Source organism: Koromonas soli, from assembly GCF_059726265.1.
Genome location: NZ_AP040872.1, coordinates 1,660,692 through 1,683,419, shown reverse-complemented (window position 1 = coordinate 1,683,419; position 22,728 = coordinate 1,660,692). Strand labels below are relative to the sequence as shown.

Annotated in this window: 20 protein-coding genes; 17 read left to right on the top strand and 3 right to left on the bottom strand. The window is 54.1% G+C overall.

Annotation, left to right across the window (positions count from 1 at the left end):
• Nucleotides 1–46: 46 nt before the first annotated feature.
• Nucleotides 47–1,867, bottom strand: coding sequence for a glycosyltransferase family protein (locus AC6IY8_RS07365; RefSeq protein WP_497778114.1), 1,821 nt, complete (start codon nt 1,865–1,867; stop codon nt 47–49).
• Between the two features lie 283 nt (nt 1,868–2,150).
• Here AC6IY8_RS07365 and AC6IY8_RS07360 point away from each other — a divergent pair, with 283 nt between their 5' ends.
• The 12 genes from AC6IY8_RS07360 to AC6IY8_RS07305 all read left to right on the top strand — a co-directional run bounded on the left by AC6IY8_RS07360 (nt 2,151) and on the right by AC6IY8_RS07305 (nt 14,176).
• A complete protein-coding gene (locus AC6IY8_RS07360) occupies nt 2,151–3,473 on the top strand; it encodes an ArnT family glycosyltransferase (RefSeq protein WP_497778113.1) in 1,323 nt (440 codons plus the stop codon).
• 66 nt (nt 3,474–3,539) lie between these two features.
• Entirely contained in the window at nt 3,540–5,156 is a 1,617-nt protein-coding gene (locus tag AC6IY8_RS07355) for a hypothetical protein (RefSeq protein ID WP_497778111.1), read from the top strand.
• Nucleotides 5,157–5,575: 419 nt separating this feature from the next.
• Entirely contained in the window at nt 5,576–5,767 is a 192-nt protein-coding gene (locus tag AC6IY8_RS07350; RefSeq protein ID WP_497778110.1) for a Flp family type IVb pilin, read from the top strand.
• A 95-nt stretch (nt 5,768–5,862) separates the two neighbouring features.
• Complete coding sequence (locus AC6IY8_RS07345) at nt 5,863–6,054, top strand: Flp family type IVb pilin (protein WP_497778109.1); 192 nt, start codon at nt 5,863–5,865, stop codon at nt 6,052–6,054.
• A 194-nt stretch (nt 6,055–6,248) separates the two neighbouring features.
• Nucleotides 6,249–6,788: an A24 family peptidase gene (locus tag AC6IY8_RS07340; protein WP_497778108.1), complete on the top strand. Its 540-nt coding sequence runs from the start codon at nt 6,249–6,251 to the stop codon at nt 6,786–6,788.
• Complete coding sequence (gene cpaB, locus AC6IY8_RS07335) at nt 6,785–7,621, top strand: Flp pilus assembly protein CpaB (RefSeq protein WP_497778107.1); 837 nt, start codon at nt 6,785–6,787, stop codon at nt 7,619–7,621. Before AC6IY8_RS07340 ends, cpaB begins: the two co-directional genes overlap by 4 nt.
• A 26-nt stretch (nt 7,622–7,647) precedes the next feature.
• Nucleotides 7,648–9,123: a type II and III secretion system protein family protein gene (locus AC6IY8_RS07330; RefSeq protein WP_497778106.1), complete on the top strand. Its 1,476-nt coding sequence runs from the start codon at nt 7,648–7,650 to the stop codon at nt 9,121–9,123.
• Nucleotides 9,124–9,149: 26 nt separating this feature from the next.
• Complete coding sequence (locus AC6IY8_RS07325; RefSeq protein ID WP_497778611.1) at nt 9,150–10,358, top strand: CpaE/TadZ family protein; 1,209 nt, start codon at nt 9,150–9,152, stop codon at nt 10,356–10,358.
• A 24-nt stretch (nt 10,359–10,382) separates the two neighbouring features.
• On the top strand, nt 10,383–11,726 hold the full coding sequence (locus AC6IY8_RS07320; protein ID WP_497778105.1) for a TadA family conjugal transfer-associated ATPase: 1,344 nt from the start codon (nt 10,383–10,385) through the stop codon (nt 11,724–11,726).
• A 23-nt stretch (nt 11,727–11,749) separates the two neighbouring features.
• Nucleotides 11,750–12,709, top strand: coding sequence for a type II secretion system F family protein (locus tag AC6IY8_RS07315; protein WP_497778104.1), 960 nt, complete (start codon nt 11,750–11,752; stop codon nt 12,707–12,709).
• A gap of 2 nt (nt 12,710–12,711) precedes the next feature.
• Entirely contained in the window at nt 12,712–13,620 is a 909-nt protein-coding gene (locus AC6IY8_RS07310) for a type II secretion system F family protein (protein WP_497778103.1), read from the top strand.
• A 145-nt stretch (nt 13,621–13,765) separates the two neighbouring features.
• On the top strand, nt 13,766–14,176 hold the full coding sequence (locus AC6IY8_RS07305) for a DUF192 domain-containing protein (protein WP_497778610.1): 411 nt from the start codon (nt 13,766–13,768) through the stop codon (nt 14,174–14,176).
• Between the two features lie 43 nt (nt 14,177–14,219).
• Here AC6IY8_RS07305 and AC6IY8_RS07300 read toward each other — a convergent pair whose 3' ends face one another.
• Entirely contained in the window at nt 14,220–15,266 is a 1,047-nt protein-coding gene (locus AC6IY8_RS07300) for a hypothetical protein (RefSeq protein ID WP_497778102.1), read from the bottom strand.
• A 1,089-nt stretch (nt 15,267–16,355) separates the two neighbouring features.
• Between AC6IY8_RS07300 and AC6IY8_RS07295 the strand changes: the two genes are divergently transcribed.
• The 5 genes from AC6IY8_RS07295 to AC6IY8_RS07275 all read left to right on the top strand — a co-directional run bounded on the left by AC6IY8_RS07295 (nt 16,356) and on the right by AC6IY8_RS07275 (nt 22,044).
• On the top strand, nt 16,356–16,961 hold the full coding sequence (locus tag AC6IY8_RS07295; protein WP_497778101.1) for a TadE/TadG family type IV pilus assembly protein: 606 nt from the start codon (nt 16,356–16,358) through the stop codon (nt 16,959–16,961).
• A gap of 9 nt (nt 16,962–16,970) precedes the next feature.
• Nucleotides 16,971–17,432 carry a TadE/TadG family type IV pilus assembly protein gene (locus AC6IY8_RS07290; protein ID WP_497778100.1) on the top strand — a complete coding sequence of 154 codons (462 nt, stop codon included), beginning with the start codon at nt 16,971–16,973 and terminating at the stop codon, nt 17,430–17,432.
• A 14-nt stretch (nt 17,433–17,446) separates the two neighbouring features.
• Nucleotides 17,447–19,183 (top strand): pilus assembly protein TadG-related protein, encoded by a 1,737-nt coding sequence (locus tag AC6IY8_RS07285; protein WP_497778099.1) that lies wholly within the window; start codon nt 17,447–17,449, stop codon nt 19,181–19,183.
• 103 nt (nt 19,184–19,286) lie between these two features.
• Entirely contained in the window at nt 19,287–20,957 is a 1,671-nt protein-coding gene (locus AC6IY8_RS07280; protein WP_497778098.1) for an energy transducer TonB, read from the top strand.
• Nucleotides 20,958–21,009: 52 nt separating this feature from the next.
• The gene (locus tag AC6IY8_RS07275; protein WP_497778097.1) at nt 21,010–22,044 is read left to right on the top strand and encodes an alpha/beta hydrolase; all 1,035 of its coding nucleotides are present in this window, start codon (nt 21,010–21,012) and stop codon (nt 22,042–22,044) included.
• Here AC6IY8_RS07275 and AC6IY8_RS07270 read toward each other — a convergent pair.
• Nucleotides 22,037–22,486: a hypothetical protein gene (locus tag AC6IY8_RS07270; protein WP_497778096.1), complete on the bottom strand. Its 450-nt coding sequence runs from the start codon at nt 22,484–22,486 to the stop codon at nt 22,037–22,039. The genes AC6IY8_RS07275 and AC6IY8_RS07270 overlap by 8 nt on opposite strands.
• Nucleotides 22,487–22,728 lie beyond the last annotated feature (242 nt).

Sequence of the window (22,728 nt, the reverse complement as noted above, 5' to 3'; positions counted from 1 at the left end):
AAATTGGTTCACACTTTGCTCCGCACCTACTTTCCTTTCACGTGAACTACTCGCGCCAGCGAATCAAATATTTCCCAGATACGGCTGAATTAGGGAACTCGCGCTCCACTTGCGCAAGCATTTCCTGCGCGGGGCGAGACGAATCAAAGAACGGCTTCTGATTGATAACGACAACATTCACTTCCTTGGCTTTGAGCACGCGCAACAGATCCTCTTGCGAGACGCCGCCATCATTTCGCGTCGGATTCTGAATCCCGCTTAGGAAATAGACCTCTGGACATTCTGGGAATGCCAAGGCCTTCCCGTTCAATGCATGTCGCTGCACGAGCTCAACCATCGTGGTCGTCGTTGCCGGCCTCACCACGCGAATCCGATTCGCTCTTTCCAGAGTGAGCGGCGCGGTAGCCGGACTAGGTATGAATCCGCGATGCAGCGACGCCGGAAGCGTGAAGCGCGCTGCCGCGAACAAAATGTAAAACACGACCAATGCACTAAGCATTGACGAGCTGGCTGGCTTAGGCCACTGGGAGCTTGAGGCAACAAGAGCGAGGATCAGCAGAGGAGCGTAGTAACAGAAATAAATAGGGGCTGAAAAAGGATACTGCACAAGTCCACATAGAGCCGCCAAACTTAGAAGCAACATCAGCCGCTGCCGCACACTCGTGTCCAACTGCTGGTTGCAGCTGAGTTGTACCACCCCCGCGACCACCAGAACCGGGCCCAGCATTTCGACCGACTGAAAGGTCAGCTGCGTAATCAGCGGATGCTTTCCTGCGCCAATTAGAAGGGCTGCTCCGCATACGGAGATAACAATGGTCCCCGATCGAGCAATTTTGGGATGCGCCTGATAAGCCACTGCCAAGCCAATCAAAACCGGAATGGTGAAGATAAAGCAGACCGCCGAAGGCGGATCAAAAACAGCGAGACTACTGGCGCGTGCTACAGAGGCAGGGAATACCCCCGCAATAAACGTCTTTACGGAGCCTGTCTCAATGTAGGGAATCAGAAATACGAGCACTGGTGACAACACTCCGAGCGAAAAAGGAGTGCACATGCCGAACAGTGTTGCCAGGCGCCGGCTGCTGGTCGCCCGGGAAGCATGACTCTGAGAAATGACCGGGAGTATGGCAACCGACAGTACTGGCACTAGCAGGTTCACGATTCTCCCGCTTGAGACGAATGGGTGCACCAGCTTCACAACCGCAATGAGAAACAACGAAATCGAGACGGCAACGAAGATCACATAACTTGGGGACGAGCGTTTATCCTCTCGTCCATCTGTGCGATTGATCTCGCTTTCTCGAAACACGAAGAACAGCAGCACTCCTGCCACATAGTAGAGCCCGATAATCTTCACAAGAATAGAAATTCCACCAACGACTCCGGCAAGAAACAACCAGCCTTTATGTTTGGTCGTTATATAGCGGAACAAAGCTGCGGCCCCGAACGTAGCGAGGAAGAGGTTGTACCAGGACGGCATCGGAGTTGGATAGTTGGGAAGGCTCCAGGCAACCGACAACAACGTGAAGGCCCCGGCAACAATCGGGGATGAGAATATCGCAGCGAGATAGAAAATGACAGGCACCCAGATCGCAAATACGCAAAGCACAGCGACTCGCATTGAGACGAGGTTTGTACCAAGCACTCGAAATGCGAGCGCATGAATGTAATCTAAGCCGCCGCTATAGTTCTCTACGAAATCTCGATGAGGCAGTTCGCCATTCATGACCCGAAGAGCACTGGACGCAAGCAAGCCATCATCACCCGATATCCAGTTCGACCGTACCAGCGCTCCCGCGTATGACACGCTGATCAGTACCACAACGGCGCAAACGATGAGTTTGGCTTGCACTCTCGATTCGCTCATCGCTCCTAAATCGCTTTGGATGCCCGGTGCGTGATCTACCACTCCGCTCAAAGTTGCCCTCACATTGGTCTCGGGTTCGGTCGTCGTACTAGCTTCTCTCAACAGTTTGATTCGGCCTAATGATTACAGACCCTCCTGAAATCTGCAGGGCAGTAACTTTGGGATGTTACTTGGTCAACCGCTCCACGCTAAGCCTCTCTGACAATCGTGGGTGGTGACTTGCCCACACGCAGGAATCGGTGTACTCTCAACGCAAATTGTTGCTGCCTGATTCGGAGGGTCGATGTCTCGAGTCGATCAAGGCCTATCAGAAGATCAGGAATCCAAACAATCTCGTCAACCGTGTTCCACTAGGGCAGAAGATTCTCGATTGGTCTCCTCTATTTGGCTGATTCTTGTTGTTTGTTGCATCTCGGTAGCGCTTCGAATTGTCTGCGTGTGGCTGGCATTGTCACAATTTGACCTGCACACAATCTATGGCGGGTTTGAACCAGCGTTTGTCGGTGCTGCCCTCGCAAAAGGGCAAGGCTTCAGCTCTCTCTACGGGGTTCCAAGCGGACCCACCGCATGGCTAGCCCCCATCTATCCATTGATAGTAGCTGCGATCTTCAAAGTGTTTGGCAGTTTCTCAACTGCAGCGGCTTGCGCTCTGTTTTCGCTCAACATAGCTTGTGAGACTCTTACTGCTGCGGTGCTCTACTGGATTGGCCGACGCTGTTTCAATCCTCTAGTTGCATTTGCGGCAGCACTACTCTGGGCCCTGGATTGGAACGTCGCGCTCTATTCGGTGCGTGTTTGGGAGTCGAGTCTGTCTGCGCTTCTAGCAACGCTTTCCATTGCTTTTTACCTGCATTTACAGGAGACTCCTCCTAAGCGTCGCGATTGGGTTGTATATGGTCTGTTCTGGGGGATCGCCGCTCTCATCAATACGACTCTTGCACTGATGATGCCTCTAGCGGTCTTCGCACTCTGGCGTCAATGGAGTGGTCGATTAAAGCAAAGCTTATTGATTGCCTCCCTCATTCTTGTTTGTATGCTCACTCCTTGGACAGTCCGAAACTACATCGTCTTCCACAAACTCATCCCAATCCGCGGAAACTTCGGACCCAACCTCTGGTATGGTAATCATCCCGGTGCGACGCCGACGGACGAGACCCTAGATCCGACACAGAATACTGACGAACTTCAAGCCTATGTAAGCCTGGGTGAAGCGCAGTACGCTGCGTCACGCCAGTCTATGGCGGTGCAATACATTCGACACAACCCCGCCGAGTTTCTGCGGCTTACGAGAAATCGAATAATCTTCTACTGGTCCTCAAGATTGGGCGGCATAGGCCCTGGCCTCGCTCCTGCTATCTGGTCGATGCTGGCCTTCTCTGGGGTAGTGTTGATGTTTCGCCACAGTCCATCAAGCGCCAGCGTGTTCGCGGGCCTTCTGTTGTTATATCCGCTTCCTTATTATGTGACCTTAGCGGAACCGTTCTATCGACACCCAATTGATCCGATTATGACGCTCATGGTCGTGTATGCATGCGTCACAATCGCAGAAGCTGTCTTGCCAGCCAAGCACAGTCCTCGAACGCTGAATGAATCACCTTCCCGGTAGGGGTGCGTTCGATCGTTTACTTGTGTGTTCGCGTCCTGTCTGATACAAGTGACCCGAGTTGAATTCATGGCCGAACAGATTTCGACAACTTCTCGTGCGCTCGTTGTATCTCCATCCGCCAGCGGCCTCCCCGAGCATAGTGCGTGGACTCGCTTCGTGCTGCCGTCGATCGCTGATATCTTCTTTGCAGTGCTGCTTGGCATTCTCGCCTTTACGCCTATGAGCAATGCGCTGCTCGGGGATGCCGATACGGGGTGGCATATCCGCGCTGGCGAGTTCATTCTGTCCTCTCACTCTGTGCCAAGGACGGATTTGTTTTCATACACCAGGGCCGGGCAGCCTTGGTATGCATGGGAGTGGCTCTACGATGCGCTCATCGCAGCCGTGCATCACGTTGCCGGACTAAATGGCGTCGTATTGTTCACGGCTACCGTGATCGCATTCACTTTTTCGCTTCTTTTCATCTTCGCTTTCCGGCGTAGCGGCAACTTCGCCTTCGCTGTCGGTTCCACTTTGCTGGCGGCCGCTGCCGCGCAGATCCATATGCTCGCTCGCCCCCATGTGATGAGCTGGCTGTTCTCGGTACTATACCTGGAGATATTGTTTCGTAATGAGCAAGGCAAACGCCGTGCACTGTTTTGGCTCGCGCCGCTGATGCTGATATGGGTCAACATGCACGGCGGCTTCATAATTGGACTTTTTCTCATTGCGTTGTTCGCATGCGCAGACGTCTGGGATTACACCTGCGCCCAGCGTCCCGAAGCTCGTCAGAGGGCTACTGACCTGCTCCTTGCCTTCCTCGCGTGTGCCGCAACGACTCTGTGCACGCCTTATGGGTACAAGCTGCACATTCACATAACTCAGTACCTATCAAATAGCTTCTTGATGAACACCATCAACGAGTTTATGTCGCCGAATTTCCATGTTGATGGATTTGGCTATTTCGAAGTGTTTATCCTCGCGGCTGTTCTGTTGCTATTCTTCAAGAAACATCAGCTAAGTACGATTGACGTTCTTCTGACACTGTTCGCCATCCACGCTGGACTGTATGCCGCGAGGAACATACCTGTTTCAGCCATCTTGATGGTTATGGCAGGAGCCCACTTGTTTTCTATCTTTTCGGCGAACGATGTCACCACTCCGATCGCGCTTCCGCACGGAGTGAGTTCCGCCATAGAAGCTATCGGTGAGATTTCGAGAAACATGGGGATGATGGAGAGACGGTTCAAGGGGCATGCAGTTCCACTAGTACTACTTTGCGCGTCTCTGGTAGTTGCTATCAACGGAGGTCGTCTCTCATCTACGCAGGTCATGTCTGCGCATTTCGATCCCAAAACATTTCCAGTAAGAGCGACTGATTTCGTAGCCGAAAAAGGCATCCACGATCACCTCTTTAGCACAGATTATTGGAGCGGCTACCTTATATATCGGTTCTATCCCTCGTTGAAACTGTACTTTGACGATCGGCATGATTTCTATGGCGAAAATTACGTAAAGGATTACCTGAAGGCGAATAGCGGAAGCTGGCAATGGCGCGATCCCATCGAGAACGCTCGAATTCATTGGGTTCTCATATCCAGCAATTCAGCACTATCAAGCATTCTCAAGGAGAGCCGCGACTGGCGTGTTGAGTACGATGACGGCGTGGCCATCGTGTTCGAGAGACGTCAAGCAGTTCCGTAACGACCTCGGCAGCAATAATCCTCGACCTCTTTTAACAATCTCCTCTGCCCAATTCTAAAGTTTGTTACTCGTTATTACTTTCGAAACTACGCGATTGCACCAAAGGTATGACGAGCCCAGAGCTGTCCCAAGATGAGGGTTGACTTTCCAGAGCTTCTGCTGGATAGTTCGCGATACGCAGATTGCGTGCTGTTTGCGCATTGATTTGCGTATTACGGAGAGACCCATTCACTTATGGGGAAGCTGCTATGTGGTGGCCTTTTCTCGGCCAGACACGGTTGGTAGCACCCATCAGCTCTCCCGAGATACATGCGCCGTCTGCAAAGTTTTTCTTGGTCATTGCAACTCGAAAGCAGGAACTCTCATCTGAATTACGTAGTTCGCTTTAACCTTTCACGATCACCCTCAGGAGGAGTGAAGTGACCTCAAAATTCTTTCAGTTACTCCGAAACCTACATCGTGATGAGTCCGGCCAGGACCTGATCGAGTACGCACTGGTTGCAGCTCTCATTGCATTTGGCGCGGTCGCTGCCATGGGCACGCTGTCCAGCAACATCAACACTGCTTTTTCAGTGATCGGATCAAAAGTGAGCAGCGCTGCGGGAAGCTAGTCGCGCCTGGTAAGTTTGTCGATTCTCGTCGAAGTTTCTGGCTCGGATATCCGGGCTCAAGTTCAACCCAAACAACGCTCAAAGGAGATCTCCGAATGAAAGCAAATCTCTTGCGCATCCTTAACGCGCTGCACAATGACGAGTCCGGTCAGGACTTGATCGAATACGCCTTGGTAGCAGCCCTGATCGCATTCGGTGCTGTCGCTGCTATGACGACCCTCTCTGGCAACATCAACAAAGCATTCTCAGTTATCGGTTCGAAAGTTTCGAGCGCGGCGGGTAACTAAACTTCATCCACTGGTCGGTAGTGCGCACACGTCCGGCCATTGTTGACACGCCGCTTACGTCAGGCGTCGCAAGGTGGTTCGGAGGTTTTCCGGGGAGCGCTTTGCAGTATGGCAAGGCGCTCTTGGAGTCACCTCTAAACGATTTGAAGTCTGAATCTATACGAATTTTCTGTGAAAGTGGGCCTGGGATTCGGATGACAACTGAGCATCTATTTGTCGGATGTGCTTTGGTGGTTGCCGTGATTGGCGGTGCCATCGATGTTGCCAGTCATAAGATTCCCAATTGGCTCACATATGCCGCGATCCTCGTGGCCATCGTCGGACGATTCGCGCTGCAGGGTTGGCACGGCTTGGCAACGGCTGTGGCAGGATGTCTAGTCGGCGGTGGCATCTTCTTCTTGTTTTTCCTTATTCACGCCATGGGTGCTGGCGACGTCAAGTTGATCGCGGCGGTTTGTGCGCTCGCAGGTTCCGGGTTGTCGCTATCAATTCTGCTCGTTTCAGCTATGGCCGGCGGAGTCCTCGCACTGATGTGCGCAATCTGGCGTCGAAGGCTGCGCACGACACTTGTGAACGTGAGCGGTCTCATCAAGTTCCATGCAGTGGCGGGGGCCGAGGTTCATCCAACCCTAAATCTCTCTAATCCGGACGCGCTTCGCTTGCCTTATGGTGTTGCGATAGCGATAGGCGTTCTGTATTCAGCTGTTGGATTCTACTGCCGAGGTGGCTTATGAACTCAAAGAGAATTGCACTGGCACTTGTCCTGGCCGTAGCCATCGCGGGAGTTGTGAGCTACGCCTTCTACTCGCGTATGCGTTCCCAGCAGGCAGTCACCTGTACGACCGTGAAGGTGGTGGCAGCGACGAAGCCTTTGAGTGCAGGATCCCCGATCAGTGCTGATAGTGTGGCCCTTGTTGACTGGCCCTCCAGCATGCCGCTTACCGGCGCATACACCAAGGTCGAGGACGTGATCGGACGATCGATCATCTACCCTATTGATCAGCATCAGCCAATTCTTGAGCACGATGTTGCGCTGGCTGGATCGGGCATCGGACTAACAGTCAAGATCCCAGAAGGCATGCGAGCCGTTTCCGTGCGATCCAATGATGTAGTTGGGGTTGCCGGTTTCCTTTATCCAGGCTCACATGTTGATGTCCTTGTGACATCGAGGCTCGATAACTCTCCGAATCCAATTACTCAAACGATCCTTTCCAATGTGGAAGTTCTCGTTGCCGGCCAAAGAATCGAACCAGACCCACAGGGGAAACCAGAGACCGTTAACGTCGTAACTCTGCTTCTCAAACCGCAGGAGGGAGAGAAGTTAGTGCTTGCTTCGTCTCAAGGCACGATCCAGTTCGTATTGCGCAATGGGGCGGATCAGAAACAGACTGACGCCAAGCCGGTAAATATGGCGGATGTTATTTCTGGCTCTGCCATGAAAGCGAGTCAACCTTCGGAGAAGAAGGTTGTTGTGGTGAAGGCTCCTCCTCGGGTCGTTAAACCCGCTGTTTTCTATGAAGTGGAAACCATTGCGGGCAGTAAGAGGTCCGTTGATAAGTTTGAGTAACTGATTCCCCTAAGAGGAACTCAAAGATGCGAGCACTTCACAATGTGATTCATTCGGCAGTTGCTCTCTGTTTAATGATGCCTGCTTTCGGGATCGCACAGGCGCAAACCCCTGCTGCTCCACAAGCTCCCAACGCCGCACCTGCCGCGAAGGTCGAGACGCTGGATCAGGATCAGCAGGTCGCGCAGCCAACGTTGGCCCCCGAAACGCAGTCGCTACATATTCAAGTGGGCCGCTCCATCGTCCTGAACACCCAATCGCGTTTGCGTCGCATTGTTGTAAGCAATCCGAATGTGCTCGACACCGTTACGGTCAGCACCACACAGGTAGTTGTTACGGCCAAGGGACCAGGCAGCAGCAGTCTCGTAATGTGGGACGAGGGATCCAACGCTCGCATTCTGGACGTGTATGCCGATGTTGATGTGTCTGGATTGCGGGAGGGGATCAAATCTGCATATCCAACGCAGAACATCCGGGTCGAGGCCGAGCAGGGACGTGTGCTGGTAAGTGGTACTGCGACCAGCAAGGCCATTGCTGACGACGTCCTGCGTATGGCAACGATCTACTCTAAGGATGTTGTTGACTCCATGACCATCGATCTGCCACACGAGAAGCAGATCATGCTCAAGGTGCAATTCGCGGAAGTTGATCGAGTTAAACTGGATCAGTACGCGTTCAATATCCTCAGTACTGGTGCCGCAAACACTCCGGGTGTTATTAGTACGGGACAGTTCGGCGGGACGGCAATAAGTGGATCGATCACCGGTGTGATCGGTGGTTCGCTGAAGGGCACCACCACAAGTCTCACGCCATCGAGTCTGTTGAACGTCTTCCTGTTTCGCCCTGATCTCAATCTGGGCGCAACTATCCAGGATCTCCAATCGAAGAACGTGCTGCAGATCCTTGCAGAGCCGAACATCATGGCCCGCAGCGGGCAGCCCGCGAGATTTCTAGCAGGCGGTGAATTTCCGTTCCCCGTGGTTCAGGGCGGAACGGCCGGATCTGCGACCGCGGTTACCATTCAGTTCAAGCCATTCGGAGTTAGGCTGGAGTTTACGGGAACCATTGATGGCAATACGATTCGTCTGAAGGTATCTCCAGAAGTAAGTACGCTCGATTTCACCAATGGCGTAACAATTTCCGGATTTCAAATTCCGGCTCTCTCAACGAGGCGCGCAGAAACTGAAGTTGACCTCGTCAGCGGCCAGAGCTTCGGAATCGCCGGTTTGATTGATAAGCGGACCACGTTACAGATGAGTAGGCTTCCCGGATTTGCAGATATCCCGGTTTTGGGAAATCTGTTCAAATCAAAATCGATTAACCGGACGAACACGGAACTCCTGGTCATGGTTACGCCGGTCATCGTCGATCCTGTGAATGAATCGGCAAAGTTTGGAACTCCTCAGACACCCGAGATGGCAGTCGATAATCTGTCTCAAAAAGACTTTGATCGCACGATCAAGAAGTCCAGTCCGACCCAAGGCACGAACAACAGTAAGTAATCACGAGGTAGCGTAACGTGAGCACCATGATTCCTCAGACATCTCGCCGCACGTTGGGCATCGTGACCGTCTCCGTTGACAAGCGGACCACTGCTGGGCTACGAGAAATTGTGGATTCGCTTCCCGGCTTTGAGATTACCAGCGAGCTTGATCATTTTGCCGCGAACGATGCAGCGCTTCTGGGGGATCTGCAGCAGAGGCAGCCCGACGTTTGTGTCATGGATTTCGATAACAATCGAGAGGGAGCTGCACGTCGCGCGGAGCAGATACGGAATCTTTTTCCCACTACTGCTGTGTTTGCGCTTTCCTCTGATTCGCACCCGGATCGCATCATTGAAGCGATGCGTTCGGGGTGCTCGGAATATTTGTTAAAACCGCTTGCTCGCGAGCGGGTTGTCGAAGCACTGGTCAAGCACGAACAAAAGAAGCGTGAGCGCGCGCCTCAAGCGAAGAAGGGAAAAGTCTTCGCGTTTGTGGGCGTGAAGGGTGGCACCGGAGTAACCACTCTGGCCACTCATCTCGGTACGTTCGCTGCACAGAGCGGAATCAAGACGCTGTTGATCGACCAGCATCCAGATCTGGGCGACGTGTCCGTTTACCTCAGTATGGGTAAGCATCAGTACCACTTCTTTGAGCTCGTGCATAACATTCATCGCTTAGACGCCGAACTCCTGCAAGGTTTTGTGACCAAGCATTCTTCAGGTCTCCATGTACTGGCTGCTCCCGACTCGTTCGGAGCAGGCACCAAAGCCTCGGAGACCGCATTGGAGAACACGCTTGAGTTTCTTCGGGAAGAGTACGAGCTTGTTCTTGTTGACTGTGCCCCTGGGCTGAATGCCTACAACGTAGGGGCAATCGATCGTGCAGACGCCGTTTACCTTGTGGCATCTCCCGAACTTCCATCCATCCGAAATCTCGTCCGTTACCTTGAGCACTTGAAACGTTTCAACTGCCCGCAGGAAAAGACTCGTGTCGTCATCAATCGTTACGACAAGCGCTCAGCGATACGCCAGGATCAAATCGAGAAGACGATCCGGATGCCTGTCGCGTTGGTTGTTCCCAATTGCTATGCCGAAGTGGTGAACGCGATTAACAGTGGCTCACCCATCTCGCACACGGCGAAATCAGAGCTGGCCGTTGCACTGCGCGGCTGGCTGGAGACATTGGTCGAAAGGTCGGCACAGGTCGCGGGCAAGCAGGAACCGAAACGTTTGCTTGGGATACTTGGCCTGTAACTATCGAGGCACTGAAGAGGGAAAATGGGAACTTTTAGCGATCTCGCGAAGACCAGCGTATTGGAGTTCGATCAAGCGACCCGGCGCGACTTGAAGCCCAAGGCTTATCAGGAGATGAAGTCCGCAATTCACCGGGACCTTCTCAGTCGCATTGATCTTGAGAAGCTCAACTATCTCGACGATAACCATGCCCGCAGCCAAATACTAGCTGTCATTCAGGACCTCGTCGCCCACTCGAACACACCATTGAGCGCCTCCGAGCGAGAACGGCTCTCGCGTGAGGTTCTGGACGAGGTATTCGGCCTGGGACCACTGGAGCCTTTGCTGCAAGATCCAACCATAAGTGACATTCTCGTCAATACATATTCCAACGTGTACGTCGAACGTGGAGGATTGCTCGAAGAGACTAATGTCGCATTCAAAGACAATGTGCACTTGATGCACATCATCGACAAGATTGTGTCAGGCGTTGGCCGGCGCGTCGATGAATCGCAGCCCATGGTTGATGCTCGCCTGCCAGACGGTTCCCGCGTCAACGTGATCATCCCGCCCCTCGCGGTGGATGGTCCAATTCTGTCGATTCGCCGCTTCGGTGCGATCCCCTTGGAGATCGAGGACCTGCTTGCGAACCACACCATGACGCCGCAGATGCGGGATGTTCTGCAAGGTGCCGTAGCCGCCAGGCTCAACATTGTGATCTCCGGCGGCACCGGCTCCGGAAAAACGACTTTACTGAACGTGCTTTCCCGTTTTATCTCCGACAAAGAGCGCATCGTCACCGTGGAAGACTCGGCTGAACTTCAGGTGAAGCAGCAGCACGTAGTCCGCCTCGAGTGCCGTCCACCAAACGTCGAGGGAAGGGGAGCGGTTCATCAGCGCGAACTTGTCATCAACTGTCTTCGTATGCGTCCTGACCGCATCATCATCGGTGAGGTTCGTGGCGAAGAAGCTCTCGACATGTTGCAGGCCATGAACACGGGCCACGATGGTTCTCTCACTACCATCCACGCGAACAGTCCTCGCGACGCAATCGCGCGCATGGAGACCATGGCGTTGATGGCAAACCTGAATTTGCCAGAGAAGGCCGTCAGGCAACAGATTGCTTCTGCCATCAACATCATCGTGCAGATCTCGCGCATGAGTGACGGTAGCAGAAGAGTGACTCACCTCAGTGAGATCACCGGCATGGATCAGGATATCGTCAGTATGCAGGATGTGTACCGCTTCGAAAAACGCGGAGTTGGAATCAATGGCCGAGTGTTAGGCCGGTTCTATTCGACTGGCGTTACCCCAAGGTTTGCGGAAAAGATTGTCGCTTCCGGCATTCCCATTCCGCCCAATCTTTTCGATATGACCGTTGAAGTGTAGCGCTGCCTCGAAAGGGTTCACCGATGCTGATCCTAATGTTTTTGGTGCTCTTGGTTTCGACGTTTGTGGTTGTTCTTTTTATAACCACACCAAGCAAAAAAGAAACCGAGCTAGGAAAGCGCCTCGCCGGGCTTGATCGCGATAACTTTGACGCTCAACAGGACGTTGGTCCCGACATTCTGAAGCGCGAGGTATATAGCGACCTTCCGATCATCAATGCTCTGTTGCAGCGAATCAAGCTTGCGGCAGATATCGATGTACTCATCAAGCAGGCGAATTCCAACTGGACAGTTGGGCGCGTTGTCTTCAGCGCTCTCGCGTGCCTTGTGATTGTTGGCGTGCTTACAGGGACTTGGTTCCATAGCACCGCGTTGGGTATCGTACTGGGGTTGGTCGCCGCCAACATCCCGTACATCTCTTTGCGCGTAAAGCGTTCAGCGCGACTGAGCAAGTTTGCAACCGTCTTGCCAGACGCGATCGATCTGATGGCTCGTGCGCTTCGTGCCGGACATGCCATCACTGCTGCCATTGACATGGTTGCGCGCGAAGTGCCGGATCCTGTGGGGATGGAATTCCGTCGTGTTTATGAAGAGCAGAACTTTGGGCTACCGATCCGCGAGGCACTCATCCATCTGGCCAAGCGTGTTCCAATTCCTGACCTGCAATTCCTGGTCACTGCAATGCTGGTGCAGAAGGAAACAGGTGGCAATCTGGCCGAGGTTCTGGATAAGGCCGGTGCGGTTATCCGAGAGCGCGCTCGACTATTAGGACAACTACGTATCTACACCGCCCAGGGACGAATGACAGGCTGGATCCTCGGCCTTCTGCCATTCATCGTCTTTGTACTGATGAACCTGATGAATCCTGGCTATGCCCACATTCTGCTCAGCGACCCAATGGGACGCAAAGCTGTGTGGCTTGGGCTTGGCCTGATGGCAATAGGCGTTTACCTCATCCGCAAAATCGTTGATATCAAGGTGTAGATATGGTCGGAATGATTGTAGTGGTCGTGTTGACGTTCGTCCTCAGTCTGGCACTGTTGCTCGTACTGTTAAGCGACCGGTCCCCTCTGGCCGCCAGATTGACCGCCATTTCGGCCGAGCCGGTCGAGGCTCCAACCATACCAACCAAGTCCGGCTTGGAAGTCGCATCCCGGTTCACGCAATTCCTCACGCCGGTGCGCAAGATGGTTGGGTTGGCAAATGACACTGAGATTGCCACTCGCCTCGCGGCGGCAGGATATCGCGAGCACGGCTACGTGGACATTTTTTACACGGTGAAGTTACTTGGTCCTGTTGTTGCCGGATTGATCTCAGGGTTTCTGCTGCGCGGTGAGAATGCGATCTTGTATTTTCTGATCTTAGGCGCCCTCGGATTCCTCGGGCCGGACCTCTGGCTCACCGGTGCCGTAACTCGGCGACGGGAGCGGATAAGATTGGCCCTACCCGATGCGCTCGACCTCTTGGTGATTTGTATGGAGGCTGGACTCGGTATGGACCAGGCGTTGATCCGTATCGGTGAGGAGCTTCGTCTCAGTCACAAAGATCTAAGCGATGAGTTATTACTCATCCGCCTGGAACAACGCGCAGGAAAGCCTCGAATCGAGGCATGGCGAAACATGGCAAATCGAACGGGACTGGAAGTATTCCGTTCATTCGTTAACATGCTTGTTCAGACCGAACGGTTCGGCACGCCTCTCTCAAAATCCCTCGGCTACTTCGCGGATTCAATCAGAACGCGGCGCCGGCAGCAGGCTGAAGAATTAGCGGCGAAGACCACCGTAAAGCTTGTCTTTCCTCTGGTGTTTTTCATTTTTCCGAGTATGTTTATCGTATTGCTGGTTCCGGCGATTCTTGCGATTAGCAAGAGCTTTATGGAAAACTTTGGACACTAACGACAAGGGAGAAAAGATCCATGGATAACGTAACAATGATTCGAGTGATTTCCGGCATACTTTTCGTCATCGTGCTCTTCATCCTGATCCAGCGTCGCAAGAACCGGGTTTCGTAGGTCATTAGGAGAGTCCATTGAGCGGTCCTGTGCCTTTTCGTGTTCACAACACGAGTAGGGGAACCTGTCTTGGGGAGCAGATCGAGATCGCCGACACTAGTCGTCGACGTATGGTCGGTCTGCTCGGCCGACCCTCTCTTGAACCTGGATGTGGACTCTTTATCGTGCCGTCACAGGCCATTCACACCATTGGAATGGCATTTGCAATCGATGTAGTCTTCGTAGACAAGAATTACAGGGTGGTGGGCGTGCGCGAAGCCGTGCGCCCGCACCGTTTCTCCCGTGTGTTCTGGAGAGCACTCGGCGTTATTGAACTTCCATCCGGCACGATAGCGGCCTCGCGAACCGAAGCAGGGGACCAGTTGAGGATTGAAAAGGTATCCTCATCTAGGTGCGACTACACGAGAGAACTCGACACTGTTCAGCAGCCTTCAGCCTAGAGACTTCTTACTCCGTCCTATACCTATAACCTGAGCATCGCTGTCATCGCTGGATAACCAGCGGAGCGTCGAGATGAAAGGTTAGCGCGCGATCTGCCGCACGTTCGCTCACGGGTATTTCAACCGGTCGCGATGAAACTGCATAAGTTCGGCGATCAATGGCGATCGATGTCAAATTCAGCCCCAGATCGTTATCTACGTTTGTAACCTTCAACTGGCAAATAGCTCCGGCGGGGATGGCTGTGATGCCATTGGCCTTCACCGAATGTGCCACCCGACCCGAAACAACCGTTCCTGCTGTTAATTGGGCTAAATTCCCAGCCCTGACGATTACATCTGCTTGGCTGAGCACCAGTACTTCGTGAGCTGTGGCGGTGTTCGTGAGGGTTTGTGTGCCCGAGCCTCCCACGACTTCCAGCGCATCTCCTTTGCGCGCATGCGGACGCGCAGGCGCTTCTGGCTCCGGCGAGGCTGTGGCTCCCGACTTATTCATAGCCTCGCGAGCCTTTGCGCCGTACGTACCATTGGAAGCGATCAATAACTCATACTGCTGATTTGCCCTGCGGCGCAATGCGGCAGCTTCCGCCCCGCCGTGTTGCGAGAGATACCTTATGCGCTCGGCCAGAACCCATCTCAGTTCGTCCTGGTGCGTATCGCCAGGGTAAGATCGCACGTAGTAATCCACGGCTTTCTCAGCCTCGTCAACGACTTCCGTGGTTTCCATCCCCGCCAAATATAACTTGAGGATGTTGGCCCCTTCGGGTGCAAGAATCTTAGGCGGTGCCAAATCCACCACCGGAGCATAGGCGCGGCCATTCTTCCATGAGATGGCCATCCATCGATGGCTTGCATCGCCGTCCGCGAACCCGAATATTTCCAGCGTGGTTCCCGCTGCGAGTTCGTCCACAGTGGAAGCACTTACGCTTGGCGAATGCCGCAACGATATTGGCCGCATAGCGTAGGACTGAGCCATCGCCCGGGGCGTGACGCGGCTGTGGTTTATCTTTCCGAAATACAGTGTTCCGAGTGAGAAGACGACGATGAATGTAACGAGACTTACCGCACCAGCCCGCAACCGGCGCTGCGCCATGTTCCGTGCCCTGGGCATCTCGGGGATAATGTCGGAGGCCGCCAGGCTTGTTCGTGTTTCCCGAAGGAACGGGGTGCGGCAATAAACGCACTTCGTATGCTGGAAAGAGACCACGCGGCTGCAAGTGGGGCAGCGGCGTACCTTAGAGAGGGTGACATTGCAATCAGGACAGGTCTCGGTATCAGACGCATACTCGCCGCCGCAGATCATGCACATCGCGAGCGTATCAGTGCCATCTTTCCAGTGATCTAAGTTCGTCTCTGCACTCATAAGTCGTAGTCCCCGGCCACGGTGTAATCCTACTGTGAAGGTATAAAAATGTCTCGCCTTGCGCCTATGTTTGGTTAACTAGACCCTTGATTCCTCGGCCGAGGGTTTCAAGGTCACGAACAATCCAACTTAAGCTGAACGAGTAAGTAGTATGCCAATTGTCCGGCTTCATCCATTCTTCTCTTAGCTTGGCCCAATACGCTCCGCGATTGCTTCGACCCTGCATACTGTCTCCGCTGCTTACATTCTCCGCAACAAGAAACTCAGCCGGAGCCCTCTCAGGTAGTTCCGCTGTGCGGTTATATTTCCATTGCAATACTGCTTCTGCGATCTTCCAGTATCGTTTGGCAATTTCTGGTTGCGGTTCGCGACCGACTCGCAGCTTGAGGAAGTCATCAGGTGCGTTACTGTTGAGGGTTACCGTCGGCTGACAGGAAGCAACTGCAATGACGAGTAAGAATAACCCTACTCCTAATGGCCAGAGGCTGAACCTCCCATCAGTAGGTCGCATACCTATCCCCTTTTTAGTTCTATCTTGGAAAAGTTAGCCACACTTATTTCCCTTACAGGAGCATCGGCTGCAACGTTTTGCGCATCCTAAGAAGCAGTCCAGCTCTGGATTAGGATGCAAAAACTAACACAATAGAACGCTAGTTGCGAACTCATTTTGTTCTTATCTGCAGGTTTTTGCGTTGACTCTACTGGACAGAGTTCCTAGAATTCCCGTCACGCAGCAGCGCCGCGCGGGTTGAGGTGTTGAGGAATGAACCTACACCAGCTTTCAATTCCTTGTGGTGCGATTGATCTGGAGCCTTGCCGATGATCGTTATAACGAGATCGCGCACGTCCAAGAGAAGCGGTGGTTATAGTCTGGTCGAGACGGTCTTGGTGCTGCCGTTGTTGATCATGATCCTGCTCAATGCGATCAACTTCGGATACTACTTCCTCGTCGCACTGAATCTTTCCTCTGCCTCCAGAAGCGCGACGGAGTATGCGATCACCGGAGAAGCGACACCGGGCACGCTCCCGTTGCCACCGGTAGCGCCGCTCAGCGGTGTTGCCAATCCGTGTCCGAGTTGGAACACGAACTGCTATGTGAGCAATGCCGCAGTTGCCGATTTCAAACTGCCTTCCTCGTCCTCGAGCACAGTGCAGATCTGCAGCCCATCGTATTCCCCTGTAACTGGACCACCTGTTGATGCCAGCGGAAATCCTGTCTCGCCATGCGTCAAGGGATCTAGCAGCAGTTTTACTTCCAGTGGTAGCGCCATTGCGGATCCGAAATCCCCATCGTTTCTGCTGCAGCAGGTCGATATCTGGTATAGCTTCACTCCTCTCATTCCCGGCGACGCGTTCAATCTGGTCACTCCGTGCCCAGGCACGTGCAACTTCCATCGACAGGTCTTCATGCGTTCAATGAACTAGAGGGAACATATGCGAACACGGCATGCAGGAAAGCGAGGCAGCAAGGGAGTGGCGATCATTGAGTTCGCTATCTGCGTAACGGTCGTAGTGCTTCTCATGTTCATCATCGTTCAGTTCTCTATGACGATGTACGCCTACAACATTCTGGCCGACTCCGCGAAGGAAGGCCTGCGTTACGCGATCGTACATGGTTCCTCAAACGCCTCGCCTGCCGGTCCAACTGATGTGCTCGGTTCTGCTTCCACATGCTACACAAACAGTGGAGCGGTCTATACGCGAGTTCAGCAGTTTGCGGGCATGTCGATGCACGATGTGACAGGCATGACAGTGCAGGTCTGTTATCTCGACGGATCAAATCAACCGACCGGAAGAGTTTCTGTAAACATTTCTTACCCGCTGATTCCATATATCTCTTTGCCATGGTCAAACCCCACCGTTCATGCCTCGGCGCAGGGGTACATAGTTAATTAGGGAGGAGACAGACGATGGTCCGTATCGGCAGAATCAAAGCGCGACGATCTGAGCGCGGCCAGACATTGATCATGGTGGCGCTTGCGCTGGGACTGTTCCTTCTCGCCACTCTCGGCATCTGTGTTGACCTGGCCAATGTCTGGTTTCATCGGCAGAATGTTCAGAGCGCGGCCGACGCGGCGTGCACGGCTGGAGCGATGGATATGCTTGCCGTCGCAAATGGCGGGATGACATCCTCCTGGTGGTCCGCAACTGCGACAGGCGGCACGGTCGTAAAGTGCAGTGACACATCGCCGAACACAGGCACAAGTGTTCCATCGCCTTGCTGGTATGCAAGTAAGAATGGCTATACGAGCCCCGGACTAACCTCCGGCGCTTCTAACGACGTGACGCTCACCTTGATGTCGAGTGGTTCCACGTGGGGGGCTGTTACTGAGCCGGGCGACACCGGATTTGATCTTGCGGGTACGGCGCCTTTTCTTCAGGTGAAGGTAGTCGAACGTGTTCCTGTGTACTTTTTATCCTTGGTTGGTCCTAACACGATTGATGTTCCTGCCGTGAGTGGATGTGGTCTGCAACTGGCGAAAGCGCCCATCCCGCTCGTTATTCTCGACAAAACTCATGAGGGAACATTGAGCGGCAACGGCTCCGCAACTCTGCAAATCATTGGCGGTCCCAACCAGAGCGTCGAGGTGAACTCTACAAGCGCTCATTCGGTTTCAGGCCAGTTTGGTAAGACCACAGGTTATGGCGGCACCATCGACCTTACGATGGGAGGGCCGAAGTATAGCGGCAGTAGTTTCGGACTTTATGGCGGGCCTTTAACCGCGCCGTCGGGATTTTCCACGAACCCTCCAGGTAGATGGATGAGGGCGCAAACGATAGATGATCCGTTCTCGAAATATCCCGCGCCAGACGTGCCGTCAGCGCCGGTTGATCCAGCCGGTGTATGCCTGTCGGCCGACGTTCAGAGTGGCAAGTGCACTGTTCTCCAGCACGATCCGATGAACTACTGTCCAGACGACAAGGGATGCACAGTATATGCCCCTGGCTTGTACCCCAACGGCATTGAAGTAAAGAGTGGCACGGCAGTCTTCGTTCCTGGCATTTACTATTTGCAAAGCAGCCTCATTCTCGATTCCAACTCTGTAGTGCGAATGAGCAAAGCTGTAGGGAACAACAGCGGCGGCGTGATGTTCTACATCTCGGGCACTCCGCCGAGAACTGGTTCCTGCAAAGCAATGATCTGTGTCGATTCAAACAGCGGCAAAGCTGCTGGCGGACACACCATCGACAAATTCGATATCTACGCCGCGCAATGTCCAGGTGGAACCGCTATCGATCCGGACCTGCTTAAGAAGCTCGATTCTATCCATGCCACTTACACGAATCTGGATGGAAATCTTCTGCTCGGTCCATGCTCCCAGGGTACCGAGAGCTACAACTACGGCGATCCGTCAGGAACTGGCAAGGCTCGAGGAATGCTGTTATTCCTTGACCACTCAATTACCGGTAGCAACGCACAGGGCGCATGGAATGGTGGCGGCATGTCGTTGCTCGCCGGCAACGTTTATTTCCATTCGACTGCCTTTGACGCTGACTTCACGCTTCAGGGGAATGCTTGCTCCAGCAGCTACATCCTAGGCGAGATCGTAACCGACCGGCTCGATTTCGGCGGCACTCCTTGTATCAAGATGGTGCTGAATCCCAACGCTACATATAGCGTCCTGAAGGCTGCTCTGCTCCATTAACATCAGGATCGCAACATCGCTGCTGGGCAAACGCGCTTTGCTCAGCAGCTTCGCGATAGCTCAGTTTGAAAGCGGCAAAAGGAATTAACGTGGGAGGCGGGCCTTGTCTGTTCCAAGGATGTTCAGCACTGACCTCGGCAGAACGTCATTGCCCGCTCGCGGACTGCTTTATTCTGCGCTTGTTCATTGCCTGATTGCGTCGATTGCCCTCTACGTACCATGGGACTACTGGATGCCCACCGGGGTGCATCTTGTTTCAGCCGAGCACATGCAGCAGCATGAGGTGCTGCTCCTTCCAAACCTAGAGTCCATGGCGAGCAGTCCTGCGCCAGTGCCGCCCGGCAACGCCGGAGAAAGCTCACATAGCTCCGCCCCGGCTTCTCAAAAAGCGATAGCAGGAGTCGTATATCAGGGGCCGCAACTCATCATCTCCGCCCCGCCCCATCCTGACAATTTCATCCAGACCATCCAGCAGCCCGATCTTGCGCACAAGCTGAAACTGCCTGCGCCACTCCCCATCCCGTCTCTCGTTGCGGTCGCCCCATCCAAACCCGAGCTTGCTCCTCAACCTGCTCCGAAGCCCGTACCGCAGCCCGAGCCCACCGCGCCAGACACTCGCACGATTGAAAAGGCGGTGGCTCAACCGATCCGAGTCGCCCCGGAGCAGCCGCGAGTTGACGCCCCGAAATTGCCCCTACCCGCCAACTCGCCAGAATCGCTTCACTCACTTGCGAATGCCGCTCCCGCGCAACTGCCCAGACTTGCGCGTCCCGTGCAACCAACGAGATCCGGTAGTGATGCTCACAACGTTCTTGTAGTCAATGCGCAGCCCGTAGCTGCTCCACCTCCTCCTACAATTCCTCCCGGTGAGATATCCGGTGTCTTCATGGTTTCGCCTCAGCCAGCACTTCCGCGTCCTGGCGTTGGCAAACTCGCCAGCGGAGGCGTAGAGCCCAGCGGCGCTCCAGGCGTTGGTAGCGGAATCGGGGGCGGTGGTACGTCACTCTCCGGCAACGCCGGCACGGGAGCAAACTCGGGCACCGGCACATCAGGCGGAGACGGGAAGGGAACTCGTGCCGCTGCTGGTTCCGGCAACGGTCCCGGCCATGGAACCGGGCCGGGTAAGACTGGCAATGGTTCTGGAAACGGCGGCCTGCAAATAGCGATCAATCGTGGCGGAACTGGTTCCGGCAACGGCAACAGCCCTTTCTCTGGCATTACAATCCAAGGCGGGAGCAGCGCGTCGCGAACGAACGCAGGGACGTCGAAGCCTCCTGACCCCAAGAGGCCGTCCTCGTATGGCATCACCATCGTCGCGAACGGCGCAAGCGGCGGAGGCTTCAAGGACTTTGGCGTATTTCAGGACGAAGCTTCTTACACCGTTTATCTCGATATGAGCGGTACCGAGGCAATGACCGCGAGTTGGACGTTGCAATACGCGCTCTACACGCGTCGCTTGCCCGGATCTGCGCACATGGTTCACGTTCCGCACGGACTGCTTTCGCCCCCTTACGCGGTTACGAAATCGGTTCCACACTTTTCCGCCGAACTTGCCAGGCGAGCAGCGGGTTCGATGATTGTTGTTTTCGGAGTCGTGGATCTTGAAGGCAAGTTGCAGGACCTGCAGGTCATGCAAAGCCCCGATCCCAAGTTGAACCAAGCTTTACTAGATTCGCTCACGAAATGGACATTCCAGCCAGCCGAAATGGACGGCGCGCACGTTCCTGTAAAGTTCCTTCTTGGAATTCCCGTGAATTCCATTCCGCGCGCATGAGAATCATTCGGTGCCGGACATCTGGTAGGCTCCCAGTAACCGAGGAGACAGGATGAAGGTACATTTCAGTGGTCCTCCGCAGTATCGGGCGCTGAGCGCCGCGACCTTGTGCAGGGCCAGTGCCGATGTCACACTACGCCGAATGCGTCGTGGACCGTTGTCTCCCTGTTGGAATTTCGCTGCCGAACTCGGCACCGAGTTGTTGCGACGTCAGTTGCTCACCGCGTTTCGCATGCCCGACATCGCGCGGGCTCGGCTCTATCTTGATTCGCTGTCCATCCACTCCAGCGCGCTTTCGCGTGTCACATTCATACAGCTCTCCGAACCTCAAGTTAAGGGTGAGTGGATCACACCGCACACCCGCAAGTCCACTCAGACAATTCTGTTTCTGCACGGCGGCGGTTACGCTTTCAATCCGCACAGCTTCTACCGCAATCTGGGCTCTATGATTGCTGTCTCTTCCGGTGTTCGCACATTCGCCCTCGAATACCGCCTCACTCCCGAGCACCGTTTCCCTGCGCAACTGCAGGATGCTCTCGCAGGCTATCAGTGGTTGCTGCGCAGCGGTATTGATGCTCGCGATCTGGTCATTGTTGGTGATTCCGCTGGAGGGAATCTTACGTTGGCTCTGCTCTTGTCCTTACGGGACTCCAACCTGCCGCTACCGACACTCGCAATCTGCTTGTCACCAGCGACAGATTTCGAAGGCAAGGGAATTGGTGCTCCTGCTAGTTCTCCTTACGACTGGATCACGCAGGAGATGGCTATCGAGTGGGCTCAGTGGTTCTGCACTCCTGAGGAGCGTTGCAATCCGCTAGTGTCTCCGATCAACGCAGATTTGCGGGGACTTCCTTCCATCTACATCCAAGCCGGAGGCGCGGAGATACTCCTTCCAAGCATTCAAATATTTGTGCAGAGAGCGAAGGAGCAGGGAGCCGACGTCGTGCTGGAAACATGGCCCGAGATGAATCACGATTTTCAGGGACTTGGGTACGACGTCCCACAAAGTGCAGAGGCAATCAAGCGTATCGGCGCCGTGATTGCCTCTCATGTACCCGGAATGAAGTTACAACCCACTTCTACTTAGCTTTTGACGTCTTACCTTCGACAGCTGATTGCGAAAGCATGATGGCCTTCTCGCGCAAATCCCAGGAGAGGATTGCTTTGTGTGTCCCTTCTCTTGCCGTGCTTGTGCTCAGCCGCTTTTCTGCCACGTCAAATGTGTCTTCGGCATCCATGTGAGCTTTGTATGCTTCATCATCGGCCTGCTTGATCGTAGCCGCGAGCGCCTTCACGTCGGCACCAGTTTTCACCTTGGACTTTTCACCTGTAGCTAGTTCCTCATAGGCGGCTTTTAGTTCGGCGCCCCATGTTGCTTTAACTTTTTGGTCAAGCACGTCCAACACATGATTCGCGTCATCGGCGGCTTTGCGCACACGCTTCTTTTCCGTGAGCCATTTCATCACTGACCATCGAGCGGCCTCGGTCATGATTGCCTTGGCTTCTTCAACCTCTCGCAGATTCAGCATAAAACGAAGGGCCTCCTTAAAAAGGGGACAATAACTCACAACCCACTGATCGTCTAGTGCTTTGTTTCGTTTTCGGCAGCAAAAATGTGCTTTACCGCGAGCTGAATAGGTGTAACATTCCGAACGAATATTTAGGCCTGTGCCGGTGCGTCTGTTTGACGGGAGCGGTGAATGAGGTCTTACGATCACGGTGCGATGGGTAAGTCGTCCTCTGTCCCGGGCGTTCAACGGGACTGGCGTCC

Coding starts and splice junctions, on each gene's coding strand:
- AC6IY8_RS07315 (WP_497778104.1), top strand. CDS start 11,750: ATGCTGATCCTAATGTTTTTGGTGCTCTTGGTTTCGACGTTTGTGGTT.
- AC6IY8_RS07300 (WP_497778102.1), bottom strand. CDS start 15,266: ATGGCGCAGCGCCGGTTGCGGGCTGGTGCGGTAAGTCTCGTTACATTC.
- AC6IY8_RS07275 (WP_497778097.1), top strand. CDS start 21,010: ATGAAGGTACATTTCAGTGGTCCTCCGCAGTATCGGGCGCTGAGCGCC.
- AC6IY8_RS07330 (WP_497778106.1), top strand. CDS start 7,648: ATGCGAGCACTTCACAATGTGATTCATTCGGCAGTTGCTCTCTGTTTA.
- AC6IY8_RS07310 (WP_497778103.1), top strand. CDS start 12,712: ATGGTCGGAATGATTGTAGTGGTCGTGTTGACGTTCGTCCTCAGTCTG.
- AC6IY8_RS07285 (WP_497778099.1), top strand. CDS start 17,447: ATGGTCCGTATCGGCAGAATCAAAGCGCGACGATCTGAGCGCGGCCAG.
- AC6IY8_RS07360 (WP_497778113.1), top strand. CDS start 2,151: ATGTCTCGAGTCGATCAAGGCCTATCAGAAGATCAGGAATCCAAACAA.
- AC6IY8_RS07290 (WP_497778100.1), top strand. CDS start 16,971: ATGCGAACACGGCATGCAGGAAAGCGAGGCAGCAAGGGAGTGGCGATC.
- AC6IY8_RS07340 (WP_497778108.1), top strand. CDS start 6,249: ATGACAACTGAGCATCTATTTGTCGGATGTGCTTTGGTGGTTGCCGTG.
- cpaB (WP_497778107.1), top strand. CDS start 6,785: ATGAACTCAAAGAGAATTGCACTGGCACTTGTCCTGGCCGTAGCCATC.
- AC6IY8_RS07345 (WP_497778109.1), top strand. CDS start 5,863: ATGAAAGCAAATCTCTTGCGCATCCTTAACGCGCTGCACAATGACGAG.
- AC6IY8_RS07365 (WP_497778114.1), bottom strand. CDS start 1,867: ATGAGCGAATCGAGAGTGCAAGCCAAACTCATCGTTTGCGCCGTTGTG.
- AC6IY8_RS07320 (WP_497778105.1), top strand. CDS start 10,383: ATGGGAACTTTTAGCGATCTCGCGAAGACCAGCGTATTGGAGTTCGAT.
- AC6IY8_RS07270 (WP_497778096.1), bottom strand. CDS start 22,486: ATGCTGAATCTGCGAGAGGTTGAAGAAGCCAAGGCAATCATGACCGAG.
- AC6IY8_RS07355 (WP_497778111.1), top strand. CDS start 3,540: ATGGCCGAACAGATTTCGACAACTTCTCGTGCGCTCGTTGTATCTCCA.
- AC6IY8_RS07295 (WP_497778101.1), top strand. CDS start 16,356: ATGATCGTTATAACGAGATCGCGCACGTCCAAGAGAAGCGGTGGTTAT.
- AC6IY8_RS07325 (WP_497778611.1), top strand. CDS start 9,150: ATGATTCCTCAGACATCTCGCCGCACGTTGGGCATCGTGACCGTCTCC.